2 protein-coding genes are annotated in these 1,885 nt (G+C 49.3%); both read right to left on the bottom strand.

Annotated elements, in window-relative coordinates:
- Positions 1 to 621, bottom strand: a 621-nt coding sequence (locus KDK18_RS10300; protein ID WP_257254814.1) for a hypothetical protein, incomplete at its 3' end; no start/stop codon positions are given.
- A gap of 130 nt (positions 622 to 751) precedes the next feature.
- A partial coding sequence (locus KDK18_RS10305; RefSeq protein ID WP_257254815.1) for a hypothetical protein occupies positions 752 to 1,885 on the bottom strand: 1,134 nt, incomplete at its 5' end.

The raw sequence follows: 1,885 nt of genomic DNA on the forward strand, positions 1-1,885 counted from the left end.
GTCTATAAGATGGCTGTTGGCTCCCGGGGCTTGCTGGCCCAATGATTCTGCCAGCTGCTGTGGTTGTTGGTTCTGACCAGAGCCAAACATCATAGTGATGGTGGCAAACGGGTGGTCCTCCCGTGTCCGCATAGCTGTTACTTCTTGTTGTTCAATCGGGTTAAACGAAGTTGAATCGGGGTTCAAAGAGCTTTTCAAGAGCCAGCCGACGATAACAACGAAGACTTCTACAGGTAAACATGAGTAAGGGTGGGAGCTCAGAAGGGAGTTGGTGGTCTGGATCAGTTCGTAACCGACCAACAGATGAGTGGCGTAAATCCATTGCCATGAAATTGATTCAATAAGAGTCGTTTTTACCCGGTAACTGTTAAATCTGTGTCGTCTGTCATCAGGCGTTAAATCCAGTCTTGTATAGTCCTTTGTGTCAGTGATGTCTGACGGGTTGCCGAATAATGTACTCAGGCCATGCTTTATAGAAAAGCTGTGGTTTGGAAATGCTGCATTGTGTTCAAACGTGGCAATAAACCGTTCTGCCAAGGGTTCGGCCTGACAGGCGACAGACAACAACAATACCAGAAACAGCAGTGCCGTTAAGAATGAGTGTCTAATAATTCTATCCATTTGTTCCAGTGGCCAGAGGGATAGGATAGATCAAGAAAATAAACGTGTTTTCCTTTCTAAGATCCTTTGCTGGAAACTAAAGGTTGTACTGGGCAAAAACTTGTGAAAGGTCAGTTGCCAGACCAGATCTTCACATCTTCACTTTACCCTCCTGAGAACTCGGTGCATTGTCCTGGCTTACATCAAAAGGCTTGCGTTTTCGGTGCATTCTTTTGTGCTCAGACAGAACTTTAGCACTCTTGCAGACTTTACCGCACGGGTATTGAACCCCATCAGGCCCGACCAATGTTACGTCGCAGGTTTTTTGCCCGGAGTGAAGTCTCCTTTTGTGATCCGACAGGGCTTGAATACTCCTGCAGTCCACCCCACATGACTGCTGCTGGCCAAGCTTCCCGACCACAGTTTCATCGCAGGTTTTTTGCCCGGAGTGATGTCTCCTTCTATGATCCGACAGGGCTTGAGCACTCTTGCAGACTGCACCGCATGAACGCTGCTGGCCATCCGCTCCAAACACAGTTTTGTCACAGGTTTTTTGCCCTGAGTGGAGTTTTCTTTTGTGATCCAACAAAGTTCTCAGATTATTGCAGACGTTCCCGCATGATCGCTGATGGCCATCTTTTGTGAGCACGGTTGCGTCACAGATCTGTTGCCCGCTGTGCTCTCTTCTTTTGTGATCCGCCAGATCGCGAGCAGTTCTGTAGGTCCTCCCGCATAGCCGTCGCTGACCATCCTCCCCGACTAAAGCCACTTCGCAGGTTTTGTGCCTGCAGTGGGCTTTCATTTTGTGATACGAAAGAGATTGGGCATTCCTGCAGACCTTTCCACATAGCCGCTGTTGGCCATCCGCTCCGACTAAAGTCACGCCACAGGTTTTTCGTCCGCTGTGGATGTTGCTTTTGTGAGAAGAGAGGACCCGAGCATTCTTGCAGACGGTCCCACATGGTCGCTGCCGACCATCCTTCCCAACCACGGTCACGTGACAGATTTGTTGCCCGGAGTAGTCTCTGCTTCTGTGATTCAACAGGACTTTAGCATTCTTGCGGACTGTCCCACATGGGCGCTGCTGGCCACCCTCCTCAACCACTGTTACTTCCCAGTTTGTTTGCCCATTGTGGTCTGAGGTCTGGACTGCGCCTGTCTGGAAAAGGTGGGGTTGGCCCCGACTAAATTGGGTTGATTCAGTATTTATTTGTTGTGTTTTTGGATGGATAAGCGTAAAGAAAAACTGGTCATTTTCGAGAAGACTCTGTAGGCCGGGTGACTC

The sequence above is a fragment of the Endozoicomonas sp. SESOKO3 genome (assembly GCF_024606255.1).